Genomic DNA, 18,481 nt, shown 5'->3' on the forward strand with positions numbered 1-18,481 from the left:
ACCGAGACCGACGAGCCCCGCGCGCAACGGCTTCCCGACGCTCACAGCTGTTCCCCCAGGGTGTTGACGGCGGCGACGATCCGGTCGAGCTCGCTCGCGGAGAGCGAGGGGTGGACGGGCAGCGACACGACCTCGGCGGCGGCGCGCTCCGTCTCGGGCAGGTCCCAGTTGCGGCCCGCCTTCTGGTCCGGCTCCCAGTACGGCTTCAGCCGGTGGATGGGGGTCGGGTAGTAGACGGCGTTGCCGATGCCCGCCTCGGTGAGCTTCGCCATGGCGGCCTCGCGGTCGCCCCGGACCCGCACGGTGTACTGGTGGAAGACGTGCCGGGCGCCCTCGGCGACCTTCGGCGCGACCACGTTCGGTGCGCTGATGTGCTCGGTGAGGTAGGCGGCGTTGGCGATGCGCTGCTCGGTCCAGGCGGGGAGCTTGCCGCGCTGGACGCGGCCGATCGCGGCGGAGACGTCCGTCATCCGCACGTTGGCGCCGACGATCTCGTTGGCGTAGCGCTGCTCCATGCCCTGGTTGCGCAGCAGGCGCAGGGTGCGGGCGGTCTCGGCGTCGCCGGTGGAGATCATGCCGCCCTCGAGGCTGTGCATGTTCTTCGTCGGGTAGAAGCTGAAGGTTCCGGCGGCACCGAAGGCGCCGACCGGGATGCCGTACAGGGCGGCGGCGTGGGCCTGGCAGGCGTCCTCGACGACGGCGAGGCCGTGCTTGCGGGCGATCGCCATGATCTCGTCCATGGCGGCGGGGTGGCCGTAGAGGTGGACCGGCATGATCGCGGCGGTGCGCGGTGTGACGGCCGCCTCGACCGCGGCGGGGTCCAGGCAGAAGGTGTCGGCATCGATGTCGGCGAAGACCACGTCGGCGCCGACCAGTCGAACGGCGTTCGCGGAGGCGGCGAACGAGAACGACGGCACGATCACCTCGTCGCCCGGGCCGAGCCCGAGGGCCAGCAGCGACAGATGGAGGGCGGAGGTGCCGGAGTTGACGGCCACACAGTGACGCCCCCCGACCAGCTCCGAGAACTCCTCCTCGAAAGCGGCCACTTCGGGACCCTGGACGACCCGGCCACTGCGCAGGACGCGCACCGCCGCCGCTATCTCGTCCTCGTCGATCACGGGTCTCGCGGCCGATATGAACTCATGGGCGTCGGTCATCGACATCCCCCCTCCTCTACGGCGGCCTCTGGGGCGCACCACTCATGCCGTCGGGAAGGGCCATGTCGATGTTCAGCACGGCCGCATCCCTGGTTGCCCATGGCCGCCTGTAGGCGGATGGACAGTTCGTACACAGGACCTCGCCCCCACGAGGGCTCCTTGCGGGAAGTCAGCCGTGCCCGGCACGGGGGCCGGATGTGCTCGTCGGCTGCGTAACTAGTCCGCACGTTACCAGCACTTGGTCGGCAATTTTCCTGGGCGTTACGACAGTGAAATCACCTCCTGTGACTTTCCTGGTCACAGCGGGAACACAGCGCAACCTTGAGATGAACACAGCGTTACGCAAGGAGGAAGGGGTGGTCATACGACGGCACGGGCGCCCGGTGTGAACCGGACGCCCGCGCCGCTGTCGTTCCCGCTTCGAGACGGGTGTGGAGGTCAGTCCTCCGTCGAGGCCGAGACGGACGAGGCACTCTGCTGTGCCGCAGCCGTCTTCGCGGCCGTCGTCTTGGCGGCCTTCTTGGCCGTCGTCTTCTTGGCGGTGGCCTTCTTCGCGACCGTCTTCTTGGCCGCCGTCTTCTTGGTGGCGGCCTTCTTCGCGGTGGCCTTCTTGGCCGCCGTCTTGCGGGCCGTCTTCTTGGCCGGAGCCGCCTCCTCGACGCCCTCCGCCGCGACCTCGACGGCCTCTGCGGTGGCCGGGACGACCACGACGGCCGTCTCCTCGGACGCGGTGGGCGCGGTCTCCTTGCGCACCGCACGGCGCCGCGGACGGGCCGGGGCGGCGCTCTCGGCGGGCGCCTCGGCCGGAGCCACGGGCTCCGCCACGACGACCGGCTCGGCCTCGACGACCGGCGCGGTCTCGGCGACCGTCACCACGGCGGCCTCTGCCCCGGCCGGCGAACCGGCGGGCGCCGACACCTTCCGGGTGGCCCGACGACGCGTACGGCCCTTGGGCGCGGCCTCTTCGGACTCGGCGGCCTCGACCACCGGGTCCTCGGCGGCGACCGGCCGGTCCTGCGCCTCGGCGGCCCGCTCCGGCTGCACCGGACGCTCGGCCTCGGTCTCGGCGGTCACGTCCTGAGCGGTCGGCGCCTCGGCGTCGCGCTCCTGCGCGCGCAGGTCGTCCCGCCCGGCCGGACGCCGGTCCTCGCCCCTCGGCGAACCCGCCGGGGACGACGCCCGCCGACTGGCCCGGCGCCGCGAACGGCCACCGCGCACCGCGGCCTCCGCCTCGGCGACGCTGCTGTACAGCTCCTCGTCGGGCGAAAAGGCGGGCGCGGACAGCGCCACCGGCTCGGCCACCTCGGCGGCGACCTCCGCCTCGGTCTCCTCGGCCTCCGGAGCCTCCACGGCCACGGCGGCCTCGTGCTCGTGCTCGTGCACCTGTCCGTCGCCGCCCCGGCCGCGCTTCTTGCGCTTGCCGCCGCCACCGGCGGAGGTCGGCTGCTCCATGTGCACGATGACACCGCGGCCGTTGCAGTGGACGCAGGTCTCGGAGAAGGACTCCAACAGGCCCTGGCCGACCCGCTTGCGGGTCATCTGGACGAGCCCCAGCGAGGTGACCTCGGCGACCTGGTGCTTGGTCCGGTCCCGGCCCAGGCACTCCAGCAGGCGCCGCAGCACCAGGTCCCGGTTGGACTCCAGCACCATGTCGATGAAGTCGATGACGATGATGCCGCCGAGGTCACGCAGCCGCAGCTGACGCACGATCTCCTCGGCCGCCTCCAGGTTGTTCCTGGTGACCGTCTCCTCCAGGTTGCCGCCCTGGCCGGTGAACTTGCCCGTGTTGACGTCGACGACGACCATCGCCTCGGTCCGGTCGATCACCAGCGAACCGCCGCTCGGCAGCCAGACCTTGCGGTCCAGGGCCTTGGAGAGCTGCTCGTCGATCCGGTACGTGGCGAAGACGTCGACCTCGGAGGTCCACTTCGACAGCCGGTCGGCCAGGTCGGGCGCGACGTGCGAGACGTATCCGTGGATGGTCTCCCACGCCTCGTCGCCGCTGACGACGACCTTGGTGAAGTCCTCGTTGAAGATGTCGCGGACGACCCGGACGGTCATGTCCGGCTCGCCGTACAGCAGCGTCGGGGCGTTGCCGTTCTTCGACTTCTTCTGGATGTCCTCCCACTGCGCCTGGAGCCGCTCGACGTCGCGGCGCAGCTCGTCCTCACTGGCGCCCTCGGCGGCGGTGCGCACGATGACGCCCGCGTCCTCGGGGACGATCTTCTTGAGGATGGTCTTGAGCCGGGCCCGCTCGGTGTCGGGCAGCTTGCGGCTGATGCCGGTCATCGAGCCCTCGGGGACGTACACGAGGTAGCGGCCCGGGAGGGAGACCTGGCTGGTCAGACGCGCGCCCTTGTGGCCGATCGGGTCCTTGGTGACCTGGACGAGCACGGACTGGCCGGACTTGAGGGCGGCCTCGATGCGGCGCGGCCCGTTGGCCATGCCCAGCGCCTCGAAGTTGACCTCACCGGCGTAGAGCACCGCGTTGCGGCCCTTGCCGATGTCGATGAAGGCGGCCTCCATCGACGGCAGCACGTTCTGGACCTTGCCCAGGTAGACGTTGCCGACGTACGAGGTGGCCTGCTCCTTGTTGACGTAGTGCTCGACGAGCACGCCGTCCTCCAGGACGCCGATCTGGGTGCGCTCGCCGCTCTGGCGGACGACCATCACGCGCTCGACGGCCTCGCGGCGGGCGAGGAACTCGGCCTCGGTGATGATCGGGACACGGCGACGGCCCTGCTCCCGGCCTTCGCGTCGGCGCTGCTTCTTGGCCTCCAGGCGCGTGGAGCCCTTGATGGACTGCACCTCGTCGGACGGCTCGGCCTTCGGGCGCGGCTCGCGGACCTTGACGACGGTGCGCTCGGGGTCGCCGTCGCCGGGCTCGTTGTCACCGGAGGAGTCACCGGCGCGACGCCGACGCCGACGGCGCCGACGGCTGGAGCTGGACCCGCCGCCGTCCTCGGAACGGGCGTCCTCCTCGTCCTCCTCGTCCTGCTCGGCGGTGTCCTCGGCATCCTGCTCGGCCTGCTCCGCGGCGACCTCGTCGGAGTCCTCGTCCTCACCGGCGGCGTCGGCGGACTCGCCCCGGCGCCGGCGACGGCCACCACGGCGGCGGCGACGGCGCGAACCGGTCTCCTCGGCGTCGTCCTCACCGGCGTCCTCGGCCGACTCCTCCGCCTCGTCCTCGACCACGGTCTCGACGACAGCCTGCGGCTCGGCCTCCTCACGGAACCCGGCAGCCCCACGCCGACGCCGGCGCCGCGGACCGCTCTGCTCCTCGGCCGGCTCCTCGGGCTCCGCGACCTCGGCCTCGACCTCGACCTCGGCGGCCGCTTCGGCGGCGGCCCGCTGCGGCGTCTGGAACCTCGGCTCGGTGAACACGGGCGCCTGGAACACGGCGACGGCCGGACGCGCCGGACGCTTCGGCTCCTCTTCCTCGACACCTTCGTCGGCCGCGCCGCCCCGCTCGGGCTCGGAGAACCCGACGGCGGCCTTGCGAACGGAACGACGACGGGAACGACGGGGAGCGGCGTCCTCGATGGCGGCCTCCTCGGCAGCGGGTACTTCAGCGGTACGGGCGGCGGGCGCGGCCTCTTCGACGGCCGGCGCGGCCTCCACCACAGGGGCGGAGCTCTCCTCGGCAGCGGCCTCGGCCTCGCCGGACACCTCCGCGGGCGCGGACACCCGACGCGTGGCACGCCGACGGGTACGACGCGGGGCGGCGTCATCGGCAGCGTCATCGGCGACTTCTTCGACAGCCGGAACGGCCTCGTCGGCGACAGGCGCCTCGTCCTGCGCGGCCTCGACGGCGGCCGGAGCCCCGGCGGGCGCCGAAGCACGACGGGTCGCCCGACGACGCGTACGCCCGGCGGGCGCGGCCTCCTCGACAGCGGCAGGCGCCTCGGCGACGGCCTCCGCCGCCTCCTCCTCGACGCTCTCACCGGAAGCCACCGGCACCACGGTCGTCTCGGCGGCCTCGACCGGAGCCGGAGCCCCGGCAGGCGCGGAAGCACGGCGCGTGGCCCGACGACGCGTACGCCCGGCAGGCGCGGCCTCCTCGGCCGCACCGCTCACCGGCGCCTCGGCAACCTGCTCCGCCGCAACCGGCACCACGGTCTCGACCGCCTCGACGGCGGCCGGAGCCCCGGCGGGCGCCGAAGCACGACGGGTCGCCCGACGACGCGTACGCCCGGCAGGCGCAGCCTCCTCGGCAGCGGCAGGCGCCTCGGTCTCTTCGATGTCCTCAGCCTCGACCTCGGCCTCGACCGCCACCCCGGCGGTCTCGTCCTCGTCGGGCTTCTCGTCGACGTCGGCCGGTATGGCCGACTCGGTGATGTCCTCCGGAGTCCCGGAGGTGCCCCCGGCGGGCGGTCCCGCGGGGCGTGAGGCGGCACGGCGCCGACGACGCGGCGGCAGGGTGTCGCTCGGAGTGTTCAGTTCGGAACCCTCGGCGGGTTCGGTCGGTTCGAGCATGCGGGCTTTTCTCCCGTCAGGCTCCCGGGCGCCGCGCCCGGTCCGGCATCGATGACTCGATCGCCGTTGACGTCCGCGGCTCGCGCGATGCGCGGTGCCGCCGTTCGGGGCGCGGGCGCCGCACGGAAGCTCTCTGTGTCCTGTCTCGCCGGTTCCGTACACCCTGTTGGGTACGGCCTGGCGAAAGTCTTCTGGTCAGTGCGCTGCCCGACCCAGGTGGCTCCCGAGTACGAGGGCGGCGCTACGACGTCCGTCCTTCGCGGGACCTTCCTTACGCCGGCGCCTTCGCGGCGGCAGCGGTATCGGCCGTGGTTAGGGCCGTCGCTGCCTCGCGGTCGGGCGCGAGCGGGTCGGTCACCGTGCCGGTCTCTTCATCGAACAGCCCCTGCGCCAGCCTGGTCACCGCTGCGGCGACCGGCGGCGCCAGGTCGGCCACGGCGCGAAGACCGGACAGGACGTCGTCGGGTCGAACGGCAGGCGTCACGTGCCGAACAACCAGCCGCAGTATCGCACAGGGCTGGTCGGTCGGCCTATCAGCCGTTTCATTGTGCGTTTCCAGTTGTACGACCGCGGCCCGGGCGTCGAAGGTACGGACGCCGTTCTTGGTCGTGCGCTGGACCTCGACGGCCTCGGCGGCGTTGAACGCGCCGACGGCCCGCTCGGCCTCGGCCGCTTCCACGCCGTCCAGCCGCAGCTCCCACACGGAGGCGGTGAGCCGGTCGGCGAGCCCGGAGGTCCGGGCCTCGACGGCGTCGATGACGTCGAGTCCGGCGGGCAGTGACTCGTCGAGGAGAAGCCTCAGCTTCTCGGGATCCCGGGAAGCGGTGAGCGCGATCTCCAGGTACTCCGCCTCACTGCCCGTGCCGGTGGGTGCGGCATTGGCGTACGACACCTTCGGATGCGGCGTGAACCCCGCCGAGTACGCCATGGGCACCTCGGCGCGGCGCAGCGCACGCTCGAAGGCGCGCTGGAAGTCACGGTGGCTGGTGAACCGGAGGCGGCCGCGCTTGGTGTAGCGCAGTCGGATGCGCTGCACCGCGGGTGCGGGCGGCGGGCCTTCGGGCTGTCGCTTGCCCAGTGTCGCTCAGTCCTTCGTGAGTGCGGTCGTACTGCTACCAAGAGTACGTGTCTCACGGCCCGCCGGTTCCCGACGGTCGACGGCCTCGGTCCGGGCGGGCTCGCCGAAGACCATCCGCCGGAAGTCGGCCCGGGCCTGCCGTACGGACTCCCGGGCGGAGGCCAGGGCCAGCCGGGTGGCCCGGCCCACACTGCGCGCGGCCTCGGCGACGGGCCTGAGCACGGCGTCCCGGACGACGTGTCCGACGGGGGTGAGCACGGTCCGGTAGAACCAGCTCACGGGCTCGACGAGGATCCACCGCAGGAGGGTCCCGAGCGCCCGCCCCACGGCGAGCGAGATGCGCCCGGCGACCCGCCAGGCGTGCCCGAGCGCGTCCCCGACCTCACGGGCGACGACGGCGAGGACCTTCCCGACCGGCACGAGCACCCACCGCCACAGCGCCAGCGCGGGCAGGACGAGCAGGATCCGCGCGATCCAGTACAGGCCCAGGCCGATCCCGGTGACGGCCTTCTCCAGGAGCCACCCGATCCCCTTCGCGCACCAGGCGATCGCGAGCCCGACGGGCGTGAGCACCCACAGGACCGCCCGCCCGATCGGCGTGAGCACGCGCGCGTACAGCCAGGCCAGCCCGTCCCCCACCGCTCGCGCGGCCCACGCGAGGGCGTGCCCGAGGGGAGTCAGCACGTACCGATAGACCCACCCGGTGGGTATGACGAGAACCACGTTCCCGAGCCGGCCGAGCGCCTTGGCGACCGGCACGACGACGTACCGCCAGAGCCCGATCAGCGGCCAGACGAACAGCACCCGTCCGACCGGCCTGAGCACCGTGTCCCGCAGGAACCGGCCGGCCACGACGAACGCGTCCCACACCATCCGTACCGGCACGACCAGTACGAGCACGACGATCCGCACCGGAATGCGGATCGCGACGACGAGACATCCCTCGGGGCCGCTGTCCCTCGGCTGCGGTACGGGCGGTGCCGCCGGCTTCTCCAGATCCATACCGACGTAGACGCGCCGCCGGGCCCGCCCGGATCCGTCCGGCGGCCGTTCCCCTGTTTCTTCTTGGCAACTATTTCTTCTTGGCGACTTTCCGTCTGCGGGACGGTGACGAGGGCGGGGGTACGGCGGGCAGGTGGCGGGCGGAGAACTCGCGGTTGATCCCGGTCTGGCCGCGGATGCTCTCGGGGAGGTCGGGCATGGCGAGGAGCGTGTCGCAGGCCCTCAGCGCGGCCTTGTGGTCGCCCACCCAGTAGGCGGTGATGGAGAACTCGAAGAGCAGACCCCAGCGGTAGACCCAGGACCGGGTGAAGAGGAGGTCGTCCGGTTCGGGGCGGCCGACGGCGTCGGCGAGCAGGGCGTGCGCGGTGCGGTAGCGGCCCTTGAGGCGCAGTCGGGAGGCCAACTCGTAGCACGCTTCGAGGCGTTCGGGCCGCGCCTCCCAGGCACGGGAGAAGGCGTCCATCGCCCCCGGCCAGTCGTCGGTCGCCTCCGCCCGGAGGACTCCGGCCTCCAGGAGGGAGCAGTAGACCTCCTCCGGCCAGCCGCCCATCGCCGCGCGCCGCTCGTACAGTTCGACGGCCTCGGCCGGGTGGCCCAGGTCGCGTTCGGTGTTGGCGAGGTAGAAGACGGTGCGCGGATTGGCGGGGTCGCGGTCGAGTTCGCGCCTGAGCAGCCGGGCGTCCCGCTCGAACTTGTCGGTGCGGCAGCCGCCGTCGGCATGGTCCTCGATGACCAGCGCGTCCAGGTTCTCCTGGACGTCGGGCTCGTCCGTGCACGGGTATTCGTGGGTGACGCCCTCGTAGCGCCAGGCCCAGTCGCCCCGCAGCAGGTGCTTGAAACGGTGCTGGGTGCCCGGAGTGTCGTAACGCAGCATGTACGAGCCCGCCGTGAGCCGGGGCAGCGGGGCGTCCTGGCGGATGACGTGGTCGGCGTCGAGGGTGAGGAGGTAGTCGGCGCGGCCGCGGGCCCGCCGGATGTTGCTGGTGCGGTTGTGCCCGAAGTCGGTCCAGGGCTCCTCGTGCAGTTCGCCGGGGATGCCGTCGAGGGTCTTGCGGACGAGTTCCTGCGTGCCGTCAGTCGAGCCGGTGTCGGAGATCACCCAGGTGTCGACGAGGCCGCGGACCGAGTCGAGGCACCGTTCGATGACCTGCGCCTCGTTCTTGACGATCATGCAGAGGCAGAGAGTCTGCTGCTTCACGGTTCGCCAATCTGGCATGTCTGCGCATTCCGTCCCGGACATCCCCACACAAAATCGCCCGTCCGGCCCTGCCCGCTAGTCCGATCTACGGATAAATCTGCGCGTCCCGACCGGGCACGCCGGTCGCCGCCGGACGTCCGGGTCACCCTCGCCTCGGTGCCGGGAGCCGTCCCGGGCCGTCGAGGAAAGGAGCACAGAGATGAGTGCTGAGCACAGGACGTCCCCGCTGCTCGGGCCGCTGGCCCGGGACGGATTCAGGAAGGCCGGAATGCTGGCCTCCCTCACGCTGGTCCTCGCGACCGGCGTGGCCGCCCCCGCGGCCGCGGCGGCCCGCGACATCGGCGACCGGACCCCGACGGTCCGTGGCGGCGACGACCACTGCAAGCCGAACCACAAGCCCAACCACCGCGCGACTCCGCAGACCGGCGACCACGGCAAGGACGGCTGCAAGGGCCCGACGGGTCCGACCGGGCCCAGGGGGAACACCGGACCGACGGGCCCGACCGGGCACACGGGGGCGACCGGTGCCACGGGCGCCACCGGGCCGGCCGGGCACACGGGGGCGACCGGGGCGACGGGCGCTCAGGGAGCCACGGGAGCGCCGGGGGCGACCGGCGCTCCAGGTGCCACGGGAGCGCCGGGGGCGACCGGAGCGCCCGGTGCCACCGGACCCGCAGGCCCCACCGGCCCGGCCGGCGCCACCGGGCCCGCGGGACCGACCGGTCCACAGGGCATGACCGGGGCGACCGGTGCCACGGGTGCCGCCGGGCCGTGCTCCGACCTCGACGCCTACCACCCCCAGGGCAACGTCGAGTACCGGGCCGCGCTGACCGGCGGCCGCTTCTACGGCGGCATCCGTGACCTGAGCGGCAACGACGCGAACCCGCCCGTACTGTGGACCGACCTGAGCACCCACAACGGTTATCCCGCGGGCGGCGCCGCAGGGCTGCCGTGCGGCGCGGCCGTCGGCGAGCACCCGACGTCGGGGGGCATCCAGTTCGAGACGGTCACGACCACCGGGCGCGTCTACCGGATCACCTGCACCTTCGACAGCAACGGCATGCTCCCGGCGATCCTTCAGTGCGGCACCAACACGGGCAACGTCTGGGCCGAGGCGGCCAACCGGCCCGCCGTGAACGGGGTCAACGACGGCACCACTCCCACCCTCCCCTGACCTCCGACCGTCACGCCGCGGGGCGTCCGCGGGGAGCCTCGCCGCTCTCCGCGGACGCCCCGCGTGTGTGCGCTCAGACGGACGCGCACAGCGCCTGGTCGGCGAGCAGCAGGACGTGCCAGTACGCGTAGTACCGCGCCCCCTCCGGATGCCCCGTGAACTCGCAGTACTCGACGGCGGACGCGACCGCCTCGATCACCGGTTCGTAGGCCGCGCAGGGCACGGCGGCGGCCGTGGCCAGCTCACGGATGGCCTCGTGCGCGGCGGCGATGACCTCGCCCTCCAGCTCGGGCAGATGCTTGCTCAGTGACTGGTAGAACAGCTGGTGCTCGCGCAGTGCCGTCGCGAGGAGACCGCTCGACTCGGCCATGGGTCCTCCGTCAGGAGTTGCTGGGCTGGAAACCGACAGCGTGCCGCACGACTTCGATCATACGGCTGTCAGCACACGGAGGGCCGTCCCCGAACGGGAACGGCCCTCCGTCATGACGGGAAACCCGGGTTCCTCACCGGTGGTGCGGCGAGGTCAGGTAGTGCTGCCTGAGGAGCTCCTTTCCGTAGTCGTTGCCGTTGGGGGTACGGATGATGGAGTGGACGTGCTTCTGGGTGGGGGTGCCGCCCTGGGTGGCACCGTAGGCACCGGCCAGCGGACCCGGCGCCTGGCAGTCGACCTCCACCCAGACGACGGGGCTGTGGACGCGGACGTAGAAGGCGTCGGAGTCACCGGTGCCGCCGGCCCAGGTGACGTGGGTGTCGTCGAGGTACCGGCGCACCTCCTCCATCCGCACCTTGGCCACGTCCGCCTTGGCCCGGGCGACGAAGGCCTCGACGATGCCGAGGAGCTTCCTCTTCTGGGCCGGGTCGAGCGCGTCGCCGCGCAGGCCCTCGTACGCCTGGACGGTGTTGTCGGCGAAGGCGCCCGCCTTCATCGACTCGTTGGACTTGGTCGAGGAGGCGATCGCCACCGACTGCTGGGCGGACGTGAGGGAGTTGATGAAGGCCAGCGAGGCGACGACCTCCTCGTGGCAGACCGTCACCGTCTCGCCGTCGATCTCCATCGAGGTCGGCTCCGAGCCCCAGAAGCAGGGGCTCATCACGACCTGGCTGCCGAGGACGAAGTAGTTGATCACCTGGTGGTGGCCGTCGAACTGGAAGCCCCAGGGCTCGGTTTCGGACGGGGTGCCCATCAACGTCCAGTAGTAGGCGTCCTCGTTGAAGGAGTTCGTGTTGTTGATCGCCTCCCCCGCCGCCTGGTTGATCTTCCGGATCTTCTCCGAGGTCTCCAGGCCGTCGGCGCTCAGCGCGGCCTTCAACAGGGCGGTTCCCAGCGCCTTCTGATCATCCGTCAGGTCCGCCAGCGAGACGCCCTGGCGCTCGTAGGAGTCGATGTTGCTCCACAGCCGCCACTCGGTGGAGTGCACGGTGAACTGGGTGGCGGTCTTCTGGGTGTCGGTGAGGCCGTCCAGGAAGGCGTTCGCGGCGGTGATGACGGGTGCGGTGGCGACCTTCGTGGAGTGGATCGTGAACAGGTCGTCGATCCGCTTGCCGTCGGTGGTCAGGCCGAAGAAGTCCTCGGTGATCGTCTGGTTGCCGGGGCCTCCCGTTCCGCCGCCCGGACCGCCGCTCGGCGCGGGACTCCCCGAGGCGCCGGCGGTGGCGGTGCCGGTGGAGTCGTCCGCAAGCGCGACCATGGCTCCGGCGCCGCCCATCGTGGCGACGGCGGTGGCACCGGAGGCGAAGAAGACCTTGCGCATGAAGTTACGGCGGCTCGCGTGGGCGCGCCGGCCGGCCTCCTGCTCCGCGCTCTCCCCGGTGTCGAGCTCCGTCATCGTCGCGGCTCCCTTCGTCACGGGCCGCGTCCCCTGCGGACCGGCCACCGGGCGACCACCCTGGCGGGCCCAACTGAGGCTGCGCTGAAGCGGTTCGGTCACGACGGCCGCGGAGGACGCCGAAACGGCCGTACGACCTGCGTGCCTTTGAATCCGCTGGGTATTCAGGCGGCGCTGTTCGGCAGGGTCACCGTGAACTCGGTGTGCCCGGGCTCGCTCGCCACCTCGATACGGCCGCCGTGCGCCTGGGTGATCGCCGCGGCGATGGAGAGCCCCAGGCCCGAGCCGCCGCCCTTCGCGCGGGTGCGGGAGCCGTCGGCGCGAGTGAAGCGTTCGAAGACGGCGGGGAGGACGGCGGGCGGGATGCCGGGGCCGTCGTCCGCCACGCGGATCAGACAGCACGCGCGCGTGGCCTCCACGGCGACCGTGACCCGGGTGCCGGGCGGGGTGTGCACACGGGCGTTGGCCAACAGGTTGGCGACGACCTGGGTGAGCCGGGCCGGGTCGCCGGTCACGGTGGCCGGTTCGTCGAGGTGCAGGGCGAGCCGCCAGTCGTGACCCGCCCCGGCCGCCCGCGCGTCCCACACCGCCTCCGCGACCAGGGTCGCGAGGTTGACCTCGACCGACTCCAGCGGCCGCCCCTCGTCGAGCCGGGCGAGCAGCAGCAGGTCCTCGACCAGCCCGGTCATCCGGGCCGACTGCGCGGAGACCCGCCGCCACGCCTGCCGGGGCTCGATCCGCACCGTCTCCCGGTCCATCAGCTCGGCGTACCCGGCGATGGAGGCGAGCGGGGTGCGCAGTTCGTGGCTGGCGTCGGCGAGGAAGCGCCGCATCCGTTCCTCGGTCCGCCGCCGCACGGTGAGCGAGGACTCGACGTGGTCGATGAGGTGGTTGAGCGCGGCCCCGACCTGCCCTGCCTCGGTGGCGGGATCGGTGTCCCCGGCCGGAACCCGGGTGAGCCCGGCGACCTCCCCCCGGTCCATCGGAGCCCGCGCGACCTCCACCGCGGTGGCGGCCACCCGCCCCAACGGCCGCAGTTGCCGCCTTATCACCACCGCGCAGACACACCCCGCGACGGCGAGCCCGACCGCGGCGATCACCGCCTCGGTCACCGCCAGATCGTGGATCGTGTCCTGCACGCGGCCGGTGGGCAGCCCGGCCAGCACGGCCGCGTCGTCGCTGCTCAGCGCGGTCACGCGGTAGGTGCCGAGGCCGGGGATGGTACGGGTGTGCAGGGTGCCGTCGGCGGGGATCCCGGCGAGCGCGGCGCACTGGGCGGCGGTGAGGGACGTACGGTCGCCGCCCCTGGCGACCACCTTGGCGACGATGACGTGACCGTCGGACAACCGGGCCGCGACCGTGCCCGCGGGCTGCCCCTGCTCATTGAGATAGCTCAGGTCCGTGGCACCACCGATCCGGTACTGCGCGCCGCCCTGACTCCGCGCGGCCGTGTCCCGGACCCGCTGGTCGAGATCGTCCAGCAGCCGGTCACGCTGCACCAGGATCGTGGCGAGCGCCATGGCCGTGCATACGACGACCAGGGCGACGGTGGTGAACACCACCAGCCGCACCCGCAGCGAACGCCCCCTCCCCTTCAGGAACGTCATCTCCCGCCGTCCGCCGCCCTGATGACGTAACCCGCGCCCCGCACCGTGTGGATCATCGGCGCCCGCCCTTTGTCGATCTTCCCGCGCAGGCTGTAGACGTACACCTCGACGAGATTGCCCTCGCTCTCGAAGGAGTTGTTCCAGACCTCACCGAGGATCTGCGCCTTGCTCAGCACCTGCCGCGGATGCCGCATCAGATAGCTGAGCAGGTCGAACTCCTTGGCGGTCAGCGCGATCGGCGTCCCGGCCCGCTGCACCTGCCGCGTCGACTCGGCCAGCACCAGATCCCCGAGCACCCGCACGGGCTCGGCCGCGGCCTCCCGCTCGGCCCCGGCGCGGCGCAGCAGACCGCGCAGCCGCAGCATGACCTCTTCGAGGGAGAAGGGCTTGGTGACGTAGTCGTCCGCACCCGCGGACAGTCCGTCCAGCCGGTGCTCGAGGGCGTCGCGGGCGGTGAGCATGAGCACGGGCAGCTGCGCGTTCTCGTACCGCAGCCGCCGCAGCACGTGCACGCCGTCCAGGTCGGGCAGCATCCCGTCCAGCACGACGGCGTGCGGGGCACACCCGCGGGCCAGTGTCAGCGCACTACGCCCGTCCTCCGCCAGGAACGGCTGCCAGCCGGCCTCCACGACGGCCAGCGACAACAACTCGGTGAGCTCGGGCTCGTCGTCGACGATGAGCACACGCAGGGCGCCTTGACGGATTGCGGGGGCTGCGGTGACGGCAGACATGCACCGGATTCTGATCCGCCCGCCTGGGAGACGGCTGTGGACGCCCTGTCAGAACGCGGTGTCGCCGCTGGTCGAGGGGTCCGCAACCGCCACGACCAGGCCCTGATCATGATCAGGGCCTGGTCTGCGTCTCCGCCGCGGCGAGTGTCTCGGGACGCTCGTCGTCGCCGTGCCAGGTGGGCCAGCCCAGCAGGCGCGGCCGTTCGGTGACCCAGGCCCGCGTGTCCGTGCCGACCTCCGCGTCGATGAGGTCCTCCATCAGACCCCGGTAGCGCTCGACGAGGTCGCGGTGGGCGGGATCGGCGGCCAGGTTGTGCATCTCGGCCGGGTCCTGGTCACGGTCGTAGAGGACGACGTCGTTGTCGGCCAGGAGTTCTTCGGTGCCGGCCGGACGGTTGGGGTTCAGCGGGGAGAAGTAGCGGCCGAAGGTGTAACGCCGGTCGGAGTAGCCGCGCAGGAACCCGCGCTTGTTCCAGTCGGGCCGCAGGTCCCCGGCCGCGACGCGCTTCGGCGCCTCGGGGTCGGCGAACTCGAACCAGAACGAGGCGTCCAGGGTCGTGATTGACTCCACGGCGTGCAGCACCCCCTCGCGCACCTCCTGCCCGTGCAGCACCGGCATCAGCGAGTGGCCCTTCAACGCCGGGTGCCCGGTGGCGGTTTCCGCAGCATCGAGTCCCGCGATCTCCAGCAGGGTGGGCGCGATGTCGACGGCGGACGCGAGCGACTCGGTGCGGGCTCCGCCGGCCACATCCGGGTGGGCCAGCAGGAACGGAACGTGGAAGTTCTCGTCGTAGACCAGATTGCCCTTCTGCCGCAGGCCGTGCGAGCCCGCCATCTCCCCGTGGTCGGAGGTGAACACCACGACGGTGTGGTCCGCCTGCCCGGACGCCTCCAGGGCGTCCAGGACGGACTCGACGCTGCGGTCCACGTCGCGCAGGGCGTTGAGGTAGAAGTTGAGGCCGTCGTACCAGTGCTGGTCGTCCGCGACCGGCCCGAAGACCGTGTCGAGCATCCTGGCGTACTCCGCGACGGCCGGTGCCGCTCCCGAGAGGTCGTCGTGGAGGCTGGCGGGCAGGTCGAAGTCCCAGCGGCGCCGGTAGACGGGGATGTTCGCCGCCGCACGGGTCACCACCGCGTGGGCGAGCCCGAAGGGGAGCTGGACCTGGGGTCGGCCGCCGTAGTCGAAGCTCATGATGTCGTGCGGGTTGACGAAGTTGACCGCCATGAACCACGGCTTGTCCTGGGAGACGACCGGTGCCCGGTTGCGCAGCCAGCGCACGGCCTGACCGGCGATGACCGGGTCCAGCTTCAGCCCCGCCCAGGCACCCCCGTCGATGTCGCCCCAGTCGTTGAACTCGCTGAACCCGTACGGCTCCAGGGCGTCGGTGGTGGGCCCGGGGTTCTCGGGGGTGACGTAGCAGTTCGAGAGATGCCACTTGCCCTGGTACGTCGTGTAGTAGCCGGCGGACCGCAGCATCGTGCCGATCGTGCCCAGCGCGGGGTCCAGCGGGCGGATGTACGGCATGTTGTCGTTGTCGTAGATCTCGGTGAGGGGCAGGTGCTGCCCCGTGTAGATCACCGACCGCGCGGAACTGCACTGCGCCGAGGCGGTGTAGTAGCGCTCGAAGGTGGTCCCCCGAGCGGCGATCCGCTCCCGGGCGGGCAGGGAGAACCCCTCCGGACGGGGGAGGACGACGCGTTCCTCGTCGGTGACGATCAGCAGGATGTTGGGGCGTCTGGTCATGCCCGGCCCTTCGCTCACGGATCGGTGCGGTACGTGCCCGAATCTAGGCTCAGCGTTCGCCGCCGACCGCTCGGGAGGCGCTCCGGACGGCCGAACGGGTGACCGAGCCGACCGACATGACCACGCACTCCGGGTGAGCCGCCGCGGGTTGCGACAGGCTTGGTGGACACATACCCCCTACGGCGCCAACGGGGATGGATTCATGAGTGACACCGCCTGGACCGGACTCGCGGTGGCCGGAGTCACCGCCGCCTACGCACTCACGTCACGACGGCTGTCCCGTACACCGGTGTCCGCCGCGATGGTCTTCGTCGGCTTCGGCATCCTGATCGGGCCCGCCGCCCTGGACCTGGTGAGCCTGCGGCACGACAGCGAGCCGCTGCGCACCCTGGTGGAAGCCGCCCTGACGCTGGTGCTCTTCACCGACGCCACCACGGTCCGCCCGACGGACCTGCGCACCGGGGGCGCGCTGCCCGGGCGGCTGCTGTCGGTGGGACTGGTCCTCACCATCGGGGCGGGGTGGCTGCTCGCCTGGCCGCTCCTTCCGGGCCTGACCGGCTGGGAGTTGGCGCTGGTGAGCGCGGTCCTCGCCCCCACCGACGCGGCTCTCGGCAAGAGCGCCATCTCCGATCCCCGGGTGCCGAGTCTGGTACGGCAGGCACTCAATGTGGAGAGCGGACTGAACGACGGCATGGTGCTGCCCTTCTTCGTGCTCTTCCTGGCAGCCGTCCCGGGCACCACGTACGCGCACGAGGGCATGGCCGGGGCGTTCTGGCGTGCCCTGCTGCTCAGCCCGGCCCTCGGACTGGCGGTGGGAGGCCTCGGCGGGCGGCTCCTGACAGTGTCGGTCGACCGCGGCTGGGTCGCGGCGGACTGGCGTCAGATCTACGTCCTCGCGACAGCCGTCGGCGCCTACACCCTGGCCGTGGTCACCCACGGCAGCGGTTTCATCGCGGCGTGGGTGGCGGGGTTCGCCTTCACCTACGCCCTGGGCAGCAGCGGCCGTACGACCGTCGAGGTGGCACACACCACCGAACTGGCCGAATGGCTGGGCGGCCTGCTGGCCATGCTGAGCCTGCTGTTCTTCGGCGCCGTGCTGCTCGGTCCCGCTCTGCAGCACCTCAGCTGGCGGATCGTCGGATACGCCGTACTCAGCCTCACCGTGATCAGAATGCTGCCCGTCGCGCTCGCACTGGCCGGAACCGGACTCAGACGGCCGACGGTGGCGTACGTCGGCTGGTTCGGCCCACGAGGTCTCGCCTCGGTCGTGTTCGGGCTCCTCGTCGCCGAGGAGCACATCCACGGGGTCGAGCTGATCAGCCGCGTGGTCGCGGTCACGATCGGACTCAGTGTGCTGCTCCACGGGGCATCGGCGGCCCTGCTCGCCGCCGGTTACGGACGCTGGTACGAGCGTGCCGCCGCCACCGGGCCGGGCCTCCGGGAGAGCGTCATCACGTCGGTCACGGCTCGACGTAACAGGCTCGGTCCACTCGAACATCCCCCCGGCTGATCGTGGCCGTCACGGCCCACCGCGCACTCACCATCACCGCCGCGCAGATCCGCGCGGATACGGACAGGGCCCGAGTGGCCCCACAGGTGCCGCGGACGGCCTTCGGTACGGGCCGACCGTCACCTGCCCCGACCGGAAGCATCGGCGCACGCTGGCGGCATGACCAGCAATCGGACACCTCCGGGCAACGGATCATGGCACCCGAGAGGCTTCATGATCCTCACTCCGGCGCGGATCGAGGTCGCGGCCGGAGAGGAGTTCGCTTCGTCCGTGACCGTGTGGCCCGCCGGCCCGCGGCACGTCGTGAGCGCGTCGGCGGCCGCCGAGGCGCCCGTGCAGGTCGTGGTGAACGGCCACAAGGTCACGGTCACCGGGCGTCTCGGGCACGCCGGCGAGCAGCTCACCGTCCATGTGACCGTGCGGGACGGCGCGGACGTCGCCCACGACACCCTGACCATCGCGGCCGTCGACATGCACCGGCAGGAGGCGACGTCCACCCGTTCCGCCGCCCGCTGAGCACGGCGCGGTCAGCGGAAGCGGCCTTCTTCGAACGGCTCCGACCCGCTCAGGACTTGCCGCGACTCGCGGACTCGGCCTGGGCCATCGCTTCCGCGTCGGACTCGGCCACCGCCAGGGCGAAGCCGAGCGCCTCGGTGATGTGACCCGCTGCCGCCATGACACGTGCCGTGCCGACGACGGGGGCGATCGCCACGAGCACGTCCTGCACCTGCTCAAGGGTCAGGTTGGCCTTGACGGCGGGATCGACGTGCGCGAGATAGGAGATCGCCGGAGCGTCCATGGCCGCGAGCGCGGCGATACGGGTGAGGATGAGCGCTCCTGCATCCATGCCACAGCGCTCGATCGAGTCGAGTGTCATGGCAGCGAGCGTTTCCAGAACAGGTGCGTCGGATGTTGTAGGCATCTGAGAACCGCCTTCCCGTGCTGTGCGAGCCCATCCACCGTATTGGCCCGCCGACC

General features: G+C 71.9%; 14 protein-coding genes. 3 read left to right on the forward strand and 11 right to left on the reverse strand.

All coding sequences use genetic code 11. The annotated features are described in order from the left end of the window. Positions 1-41: 41 nt before the first annotated feature. The 5 genes from ACQEWB_RS16770 to ACQEWB_RS16790 form a co-directional block, all read right to left on the reverse strand. The gene (locus tag ACQEWB_RS16770; protein ID WP_432831672.1) at positions 42-1,157 is read right to left on the reverse strand and encodes a DegT/DnrJ/EryC1/StrS family aminotransferase; all 1,116 of its coding nucleotides are present in this window, start codon (positions 1,155-1,157) and stop codon (positions 42-44) included. Between the two features lie 438 nt (positions 1,158-1,595). Next, positions 1,596-5,633 carry an Rne/Rng family ribonuclease gene (locus ACQEWB_RS16775; RefSeq protein WP_432831674.1) on the reverse strand — a complete coding sequence of 1,346 codons (4,038 nt, stop codon included), beginning with the start codon at positions 5,631-5,633 and terminating at the stop codon, positions 1,596-1,598. 271 nt (positions 5,634-5,904) lie between these two features. Further along, positions 5,905-6,669, reverse strand: coding sequence for a TIGR03936 family radical SAM-associated protein (locus ACQEWB_RS16780; protein WP_432831676.1), 765 nt, complete (start codon positions 6,667-6,669; stop codon positions 5,905-5,907). A 48-nt stretch (positions 6,670-6,717) separates the two neighbouring features. Beyond that, the gene (locus ACQEWB_RS16785) at positions 6,718-7,713 is read right to left on the reverse strand and encodes a hypothetical protein (protein WP_432831678.1); all 996 of its coding nucleotides are present in this window, start codon (positions 7,711-7,713) and stop codon (positions 6,718-6,720) included. A gap of 70 nt (positions 7,714-7,783) precedes the next feature. After that, positions 7,784-8,911, reverse strand: a complete 1,128-nt coding sequence (locus ACQEWB_RS16790; RefSeq protein ID WP_432831680.1) for a glycosyltransferase — start codon at positions 8,909-8,911, stop codon at positions 7,784-7,786. Between the two features lie 199 nt (positions 8,912-9,110). On the opposite strand from ACQEWB_RS16790, the gene ACQEWB_RS16795 reads away from it, so the two are divergent. Continuing rightward, positions 9,111-10,085, forward strand: a complete 975-nt coding sequence (locus tag ACQEWB_RS16795; protein WP_432831682.1) for a hypothetical protein — start codon at positions 9,111-9,113, stop codon at positions 10,083-10,085. A 73-nt stretch (positions 10,086-10,158) separates the two neighbouring features. On the opposite strand, the gene ACQEWB_RS16800 is transcribed toward ACQEWB_RS16795, so the two are convergent. The 5 genes from ACQEWB_RS16800 to ACQEWB_RS16820 all read right to left on the reverse strand — a co-directional run bounded on the left by ACQEWB_RS16800 (position 10,159) and on the right by ACQEWB_RS16820 (position 15,993). Continuing rightward, the gene (locus tag ACQEWB_RS16800; protein WP_432831684.1) at positions 10,159-10,455 is read right to left on the reverse strand and encodes a hypothetical protein; all 297 of its coding nucleotides are present in this window, start codon (positions 10,453-10,455) and stop codon (positions 10,159-10,161) included. A gap of 133 nt (positions 10,456-10,588) precedes the next feature. Then, positions 10,589-11,911 carry a DUF3500 domain-containing protein gene (locus tag ACQEWB_RS16805; protein WP_432831686.1) on the reverse strand — a complete coding sequence of 441 codons (1,323 nt, stop codon included), beginning with the start codon at positions 11,909-11,911 and terminating at the stop codon, positions 10,589-10,591. Positions 11,912-12,075: 164 nt separating this feature from the next. Beyond that, the gene (locus tag ACQEWB_RS16810) at positions 12,076-13,518 is read right to left on the reverse strand and encodes a sensor histidine kinase (RefSeq protein ID WP_432831688.1); all 1,443 of its coding nucleotides are present in this window, start codon (positions 13,516-13,518) and stop codon (positions 12,076-12,078) included. Continuing rightward, a complete protein-coding gene (locus ACQEWB_RS16815; RefSeq protein WP_432831690.1) occupies positions 13,515-14,249 on the reverse strand; it encodes a response regulator transcription factor in 735 nt (244 codons plus the stop codon). Before ACQEWB_RS16815 ends, ACQEWB_RS16810 begins: the two co-directional genes overlap by 4 nt. Before the next feature lie 112 nt (positions 14,250-14,361). After that, a complete protein-coding gene (locus tag ACQEWB_RS16820; protein WP_432831692.1) occupies positions 14,362-15,993 on the reverse strand; it encodes a sulfatase-like hydrolase/transferase in 1,632 nt (543 codons plus the stop codon). 202 nt (positions 15,994-16,195) lie between these two features. Here ACQEWB_RS16820 and ACQEWB_RS16825 point away from each other — a divergent pair, with 202 nt between their 5' ends. Continuing rightward, a complete protein-coding gene (locus ACQEWB_RS16825) occupies positions 16,196-17,503 on the forward strand; it encodes a cation:proton antiporter domain-containing protein (RefSeq protein WP_432831694.1) in 1,308 nt (435 codons plus the stop codon). Positions 17,504-17,662: 159 nt separating this feature from the next. After that, complete coding sequence (locus ACQEWB_RS16830) at positions 17,663-18,019, forward strand: hypothetical protein (protein WP_432831696.1); 357 nt, start codon at positions 17,663-17,665, stop codon at positions 18,017-18,019. A gap of 49 nt (positions 18,020-18,068) precedes the next feature. On the opposite strand, the gene ACQEWB_RS16835 is transcribed toward ACQEWB_RS16830, so the two are convergent. Further along, on the reverse strand, positions 18,069-18,425 hold the full coding sequence (locus ACQEWB_RS16835; RefSeq protein ID WP_432831698.1) for a carboxymuconolactone decarboxylase: 357 nt from the start codon (positions 18,423-18,425) through the stop codon (positions 18,069-18,071). Positions 18,426-18,481 lie beyond the last annotated feature (56 nt).

This window comes from Streptomyces sp. CA-249302, assembly GCF_050936785.1.
Taxonomy (GTDB): domain Bacteria; phylum Actinomycetota; class Actinomycetes; order Streptomycetales; family Streptomycetaceae; genus Streptomyces.

Coding starts and splice junctions, on each gene's coding strand:
- ACQEWB_RS16785 (WP_432831678.1), bottom strand. CDS start 7,713: ATGGATCTGGAGAAGCCGGCGGCACCGCCCGTACCGCAGCCGAGGGAC.
- ACQEWB_RS16800 (WP_432831684.1), bottom strand. CDS start 10,455: ATGGCCGAGTCGAGCGGTCTCCTCGCGACGGCACTGCGCGAGCACCAG.
- ACQEWB_RS16815 (WP_432831690.1), bottom strand. CDS start 14,249: ATGTCTGCCGTCACCGCAGCCCCCGCAATCCGTCAAGGCGCCCTGCGT.
- ACQEWB_RS16835 (WP_432831698.1), bottom strand. CDS start 18,425: ATGCCTACAACATCCGACGCACCTGTTCTGGAAACGCTCGCTGCCATG.
- ACQEWB_RS16820 (WP_432831692.1), bottom strand. CDS start 15,993: ATGACCAGACGCCCCAACATCCTGCTGATCGTCACCGACGAGGAACGC.
- ACQEWB_RS16795 (WP_432831682.1), top strand. CDS start 9,111: ATGAGTGCTGAGCACAGGACGTCCCCGCTGCTCGGGCCGCTGGCCCGG.
- ACQEWB_RS16770 (WP_432831672.1), bottom strand. CDS start 1,157: ATGACCGACGCCCATGAGTTCATATCGGCCGCGAGACCCGTGATCGAC.
- ACQEWB_RS16805 (WP_432831686.1), bottom strand. CDS start 11,911: ATGACGGAGCTCGACACCGGGGAGAGCGCGGAGCAGGAGGCCGGCCGG.
- ACQEWB_RS16810 (WP_432831688.1), bottom strand. CDS start 13,518: ATGACGTTCCTGAAGGGGAGGGGGCGTTCGCTGCGGGTGCGGCTGGTG.
- ACQEWB_RS16775 (WP_432831674.1), bottom strand. CDS start 5,633: ATGCTCGAACCGACCGAACCCGCCGAGGGTTCCGAACTGAACACTCCG.
- ACQEWB_RS16830 (WP_432831696.1), top strand. CDS start 17,663: ATGACCAGCAATCGGACACCTCCGGGCAACGGATCATGGCACCCGAGA.
- ACQEWB_RS16825 (WP_432831694.1), top strand. CDS start 16,196: ATGAGTGACACCGCCTGGACCGGACTCGCGGTGGCCGGAGTCACCGCC.